Genomic DNA, 6,000 nt, shown 5'->3' with positions numbered 1-6,000 from the left:
TCCTTCACTTTTTCCGTGAACGATTTCGTACAAATGGGTGCTAACCATTTACCAAATGAAGAAAATAGAGTATCCTTGTCCATGGGCTTAATCCTTTTCAGTGGATTATGGACAGGAACTACCTGCCATTTCATTGTAAAGGATTTTTTTATGCCCTGATGATAAAAAGACAGAAGATTATGAACATTCAGAGAAAATTAATGCAACGCTAGTGTTGAAAAATACAAAAATGATTTATACCAAGCAAGGATGAACGGGGGGAGATCGTTGGATTTTAAAGACTTTACGGTTCTGCAGGTGCTCAACGAAGAAAAAAATATTAAAAAAACGGCGGATCGCTTATTTCTTTCCCAACCGGCAATCAGTTACCGGATTCAGCAATTGGAGAAAGAATTGAATATCCCTATCCTGAGTTACAGTTACAGGGCTTCTTTTTAACTTCCTATATTAAGGGTTAGTTTTTGATACTTTCTAAATGTTTTATTACCTCGCCAATATCACGCCCACTTTGGAGAGTCATAGTAGCGTGCTTCCATATCTTCAATAAAGGAATACAGGAAGTTAATGTACTTTAAGTGCTTATTACTCTCTACAAACCTCTCAACTTCTGATTTTACATGATTATAATTATCTGATGACTGAAGAGCGATATTTACTAAGGCGTTACGAACCTCGGTATCAATTCGTTCAAATTGGTCCTGCTTAAAACCCTCCCGCCATGAACGTGCCTGCACAGCCTACGATTAACGAAAGGAATGAAAGGTATAATACCCTCGGCGTTGAGCGGGAACGTCGCGTTTTCACAAGTATTCCCCCCTTAATAATTTCGACATAACACATAACTATATCGCGATAGGATATAAATACGCTAAGGAGCTCGATAACATGTCAAAACAAGCGTTGCCTAAATCCGTATACGAACAGTTGGCCGAGTTTCGGTACACGTTACGCAAATTTATTCACTTCAGTGAAACCGCTGCCCGAGATGTGGGTCTTACCCCCCAGCAGCATCAACTGATACTCGCCATTCAAGGCTAACCGAGACGCGACTATGCTACCATCTCCGAGCTGGCCGAACGGCTGCAAGTCACCCACCACGCTGCGTCGGTTTGGTGACCCGCTGCGAGCAAGGCGGTCTTGTTAAACGGCGATCGAATCCGGATGATGCCCGAAGCGTTCACATTTCTCTGACGGACGAGGGGAAGGAACTTCTGGAACGATTGTCTACAGTACATCTGCAACAGATTCGAAATCTCCGTCTTGTTATACCATCCGTTGAAGAAATCCCTTGACGATGAATCACGTCAGGGTAATTCATATGAATTTGAATTTGATCTTGATTATTCACACGTTCTGAGGATACCAAAAGGGCAAAAGAAGAACCCGATACCGCGCGAGTATCGGGTTCTTCTTTACAGGCAAGATTAGTTAATGAAGCCTGCTTTGCTCAAGAAACGCTTCAGCATCGTAGCGGATTCAGCGCGAGTAGCTGTCAAATTGGAACCAATCGACGTATCGGTTTCACCATTGAGGATACCGGCATTAATCGCAGCAGCGATTTCAGCTTGGGCCCACTCGATATTATTAGCGTCAGTGTACTTAGCAAGCAAGTTTGCTTGTTGAGCAGCGGATACGTCAGCTTTTACTCCGGCGTATTTCAGCGCACGCACGACAAGAGCGGATAGTTCTTCGCGAGTGATCTCTTTATTCGGGTGGAAAGAACCGTCTTCATAACCGTTGATCAAGCCCGCTTTAGCAGCAGTTGCAACAACGCCGGCATACCAGTCTGACGAATGAACGTCATTGAAAGCAATATTCGTAGAAGATGTAATAGTCAAACCCAGAGCTCGAACTACCAGCGCAGCGAATTGTGCACGAGTGATGTTATTTTGTGGAGCGAAAGTCGTATCCGTCATGCCATCGATAACCAGCTTGTTAGCCAGCAGTTGAATGTCGACTTTAGCCCAATGGTTCGCGATATCCGTAAAGCTCTTGTTGAAGGAAGCAACCGTATAAATACTGTTGCCGTTGCGCTTCAGTGTCGCCGTTGTTTTTCCGTCTTTGGTTTCGAAAGTGGATGGAACGAAACTGAAGGTCTTCGTACTTGGATCGTACAGGACACCTGTAGTATTAGCTGCGTCCAGCGTTCCATTTACATTCAACGTACGGGAAACGTATGTGTTGCCAAAGTCAACATTAGGGGATTTACCGTCTTTGCTAACTGCTTGTACATTAAAGTCTACTCCGTCAGAAAGCAGCTTCACGCCAGTGGAGCTAGCTGCTGAAGTCATAGCAGCAGCGGTAACGCCAGTAACTTTGCTAACCGTAACTTTAATTGAAAGCTCCGCAACGTTAACACCGAGAGCTTTCGCCAAATCATCCAGCTTCAGTACGGACAAAGGCAGTATATACGTACCGAGATCGGATTTAACGATAACAGTTGCACCATCTTTCTGCGCCACGCCAATAAGCGCGGAGGCAGGTAAGGATGCGACATCACCTGTAATTGAAATTGTTACTGTCGAACTGGTCGAGAATGCATCGGTCAATGCTTTTGCATCCACATTTCCGTTAGCATCTGTAGCTACAGTTACGCTGTTTGTACTCGGTGCGTTGTTACCAGTAACACCAGGGCTACCACTATTGGAACTGCCACTGGAACTGCTGCTGGAACTGTCACTGGAATCGCTACTTTGAATGAGCGGAACAAACAACAGGCCCTTCGGACTTCCCATTCCCGACAAGAAAGGCTGGATGTTTCCGGTCGCCGTATCCAGGATGCCTACATAGCCAGGTACCCCTGCATCGGTCTTAGGAACCGCCACAAACATGGTGCCAGCTGTAAAGTTGCCTGTAACAGCGTAAACCGTATTATAAACTGAGTCGTTGACATACAACGTCCCTTGCGCGCTGGTTGCCCATGCCATATCGTCAATCTGCACATTGTTGGTCAGCTTCAGCACTTGCTGCGACTGATCGCTCGCTCCCGGATGGTGCACAAAAACGATTTGCGAGTCCGCTTGGCTGTCCAACGCAATGTCGCCGGCAAACTTTGGAGCGTTGTCCGGAACCACCTTGCTGGAATCCGGATCCGTTAAGCCCAGCGTGACGGAAACTCCGTATACTGCATCCGTCGCGGTTGCATTCCCTGCCATAACCGGGATCAGGTTCGCCGTATTTCCTTGTATAACGGCCTGTACCAAGGCAGAGTGCGTAGGATCGGAGGGGGCGGAAGCACTCAAGTAGATGTTGCCGTTTTGGACTGCGATGCTGTCCGTTCCGCCGCCCCACTGCAAGTTGCCTTTCGCATCCACCAGAGAGCCGGTGTACGTAATATGCTGGACTTGCTGGCTTTGCGACGCATTTGGATAAATGATGTACATGCTGGAATTGCCGTCTTCGTTGACGGTGGCCAGCACGCGGTTGTTGGCAGGATCTGCCGTTAACCCGTCGCATTTTCCGGTCAGCTGCCATTGGTTTACGATTTGACCGTTTCTGTCATACTCAACAATGGTGCTCGCCGTAACGCCGGTTTTGCTGGCGGCGCCATCGGACCCTACGCCGTTCTGGAAGGTAACGAATGTGTTGTCGCCCAGTTTCGTAATGTCGTCAAGCGAACTAGTCGATGCAGGGCCTTGTGCAAAAATGCTTGTTTGAAAACCGCTAACGTTTGAAATTTGAGGACCATTACTATCAGCGAATACAAAGACTCCTTGTAATCCATTAAGTCCGGCTAACAGTACGGAAAATAAAACAGCTTTTTTTAACTTTTTGTAATGCCACATCCTCTTTCCTCCATCGTCGTTTTGTATGGACATGTTCATCAAACATGGTGTTTTATGTACATGATTAAAAAGACCCAAAAATCCATTTTCTTTTCTTGCACGAAGTTAACTTCGTGCAAGAAGGAAAATTAGGGTGTTTTTTATTTTCAAGCCTTTGTATCAAGATTTACTCCTACGCCTGTGCTCTGTGCAACAGCTTTCTTCTGCAACTCGGTAGCTTTTTCAGAAGCACTTTCATTTGCTTCTTCCGATGCAGATCCTTGAACTTTAGCAGTTTGTTGCAGTTGTTGTAATTGTTGCCCGCCTTGTACACTTGATATTTGCATTCTTTCACCTCTCTCCTCTAAGGTTCGTTAGTGGTATCTAGTTGTTATTTGTACACTAGCATTTGTACATGAGGATTTGATGAGAATTTGATGTGAATTTTGTGAAAATATCATGAAGCAATGAGCCGCTTAAATCTGAGTTTATAACGCCGATCAAACGTTGTTGCCCGTCCATTCTATCATTCACGGCTTAGCGGAAGGAGCCGGTTTTTCTCCTGTCGGTCTGCCTGGTTGTCCTCCTGTACCTTGCTGTACACCTGGCGGCTTAACCGGTCTTTCCTTGTCAACCATTTTTCCCCCCAGATGTCCGGTATAGCTTACTAGCAGCACCCCATGAAACATATGTATAAAACCCATGATTTTGTGAGCATGTAAAAAGGAGCTGCGCGGCTGGACAGCTCCATCTCTTCTCTGGGATAAATCCAGTGGCCAAAGTGAATCATCATAATTGAACTGGCGCCTTATCAGATCTTCTTTTGTCGTTTATATAAATATTTGATTCTCCATTTAGCTCAGGAATTTCTTTATACACGAACATTTGTTTGATATCACTAGCGTTGCATTAAAATCGTTTGGATAAGTTGTCGAATTATTCTGAACAACGATTCAAGCCGCATCGCCAAAAGGTCGATCACCTCTGAAAGGTAGCTCTGTCCATTTGGTAATTATATGGTAATTTACTCATCCATCCAACAACGGTACTTATTGCTTTTTCCGTCTGCCCTCGGATATCCTTTGAGGCAAGCGATGTATTCGTTCCATCCAGTCTTGAACGGAATCCCATAACAAGATTTTCAACCATCGGTAGAGCTGAAGCAGGCTGTGACGAGTTCCTGTTTCCAGTTTCACCAATACCAGTAAGCAAAAAGCAATCAGTGCTGTCCATATTTGGTTCATAACGGCTTGTTCGCTTGTTCCGTAAAACGACTTAATCCGGATGTGCTGCTTCATCCATTTGAAAAAGGTTTCAATCACCCACCGTTCCCGGTAGATCTGTCCAATTTCATCGGCATTCAGATCAAATCGATTGGTTAAAATGGCGACAGGGTTACCCTCGGAATCTACCGTGTGAATCAGACGCAGCACGTTTTCCATTCTCTTTTGCGGGGTACCGACATAGACCATTTCATCGGTAAGAACGGCGCTCTCTGGCGGCAAGCTAAAGGATTCTATCGGACGAATCATCGCATTCTTCTTCGTTCGGGTCACGAAGAAAATGCCGCGGTCACAGTAATCATCGAACTTCCCGTAGTCGATGTAGCCGCGATCATACACATAGGTGACTCCGAGTTCGTTGATTAAAGCATCCATCTGAGTTCGATCATTCTTTTTTGCCGAGGTGATCGTCACTTTCTCGGGAACGACCGTCTCATCATCGATGTATTCCAGCCGGAAATGCAGTTTAATACCTGCTTTTGTTTTTCGGAATTCTGCCCATTTGTACTTTTGCAAGCACAGTCCGATGGTTGTGGAGTCAATGATTTTAAAATCCTTCCGTAACATGGAGGGCGCTGTATGTTGGCGAATACGTAAAACCAACTGCATAAAAACATGCTCCAGCAAAGCGGAATCGACTTGGTTATGTTTCCGACTCAATTGAGCGGCAGAGATCGATTTCAACCCAAGTTCTTTCTGGAAGTCTTTCGAAAGCACATCATCGGCGATTTCACGCAGTCCGTCCCGCTGCTGAATCTGAGCATGAAGGAATAGCTTCAGATAGGACAGCGTAGTGAATTTCTTGACGTACTTATCTTGGTTCGTTTCCTTCACTTTTTCCGTGAACGATTTCGTACAAATGGGTGCTAACCATTTACCAAATGAAGAAAATAGAGTATCCTTGTCCATGGGCTTAATCCTTTTCAGTGGATTATGGACAGGAACTACCTGCC

6 protein-coding genes are annotated in these 6,000 nt (G+C 45.4%); 2 read left to right on the top strand and 4 right to left on the bottom strand.

Annotated elements, in window-relative coordinates; translation table 11 throughout:
• Positions 1–267: 267 nt before the first annotated feature.
• Positions 268–438 (top strand): LysR family transcriptional regulator, encoded by a 171-nt coding sequence (locus tag O9H85_RS30640; protein ID WP_269885195.1) that lies wholly within the window; start codon positions 268–270, stop codon positions 436–438.
• Between the two features lie 447 nt (positions 439–885).
• Positions 886–1,038: a hypothetical protein gene (locus O9H85_RS30635; RefSeq protein ID WP_269885194.1), complete on the top strand. Its 153-nt coding sequence runs from the start codon at positions 886–888 to the stop codon at positions 1,036–1,038.
• An 11-nt stretch (positions 1,039–1,049) separates the two neighbouring features.
• On the opposite strand, the gene O9H85_RS30630 is transcribed toward O9H85_RS30635, so the two are convergent.
• The 4 genes from O9H85_RS30630 to O9H85_RS30615 all read right to left on the bottom strand — a co-directional run bounded on the left by O9H85_RS30630 (position 1,050) and on the right by O9H85_RS30615 (position 5,956).
• A complete protein-coding gene (locus O9H85_RS30630; protein WP_269885193.1) occupies positions 1,050–1,241 on the bottom strand; it encodes a hypothetical protein in 192 nt (63 codons plus the stop codon).
• A gap of 183 nt (positions 1,242–1,424) precedes the next feature.
• Positions 1,425–3,785 carry an S-layer homology domain-containing protein gene (locus tag O9H85_RS30625; protein WP_269885192.1) on the bottom strand — a complete coding sequence of 787 codons (2,361 nt, stop codon included), beginning with the start codon at positions 3,783–3,785 and terminating at the stop codon, positions 1,425–1,427.
• A 146-nt stretch (positions 3,786–3,931) separates the two neighbouring features.
• On the bottom strand, positions 3,932–4,111 hold the full coding sequence (locus tag O9H85_RS30620; RefSeq protein WP_269885191.1) for a hypothetical protein: 180 nt from the start codon (positions 4,109–4,111) through the stop codon (positions 3,932–3,934).
• A 702-nt stretch (positions 4,112–4,813) separates the two neighbouring features.
• On the bottom strand, positions 4,814–5,956 hold the full coding sequence (locus O9H85_RS30615; RefSeq protein ID WP_269885190.1) for an IS4 family transposase: 1,143 nt from the start codon (positions 5,954–5,956) through the stop codon (positions 4,814–4,816).
• Between the last annotated feature and the right edge of the window lie 44 nt (positions 5,957–6,000).

The sequence above is a fragment of the Paenibacillus gyeongsangnamensis genome (assembly GCF_027533625.1).
GTDB classification, from domain to species: domain Bacteria; phylum Bacillota; class Bacilli; order Paenibacillales; family NBRC-103111; genus Paenibacillus_G; species Paenibacillus_G gyeongsangnamensis.
Note: the sequence above shows the minus strand (reverse complement) of the source record. Positions and strands in the feature narration are given on the sequence as shown.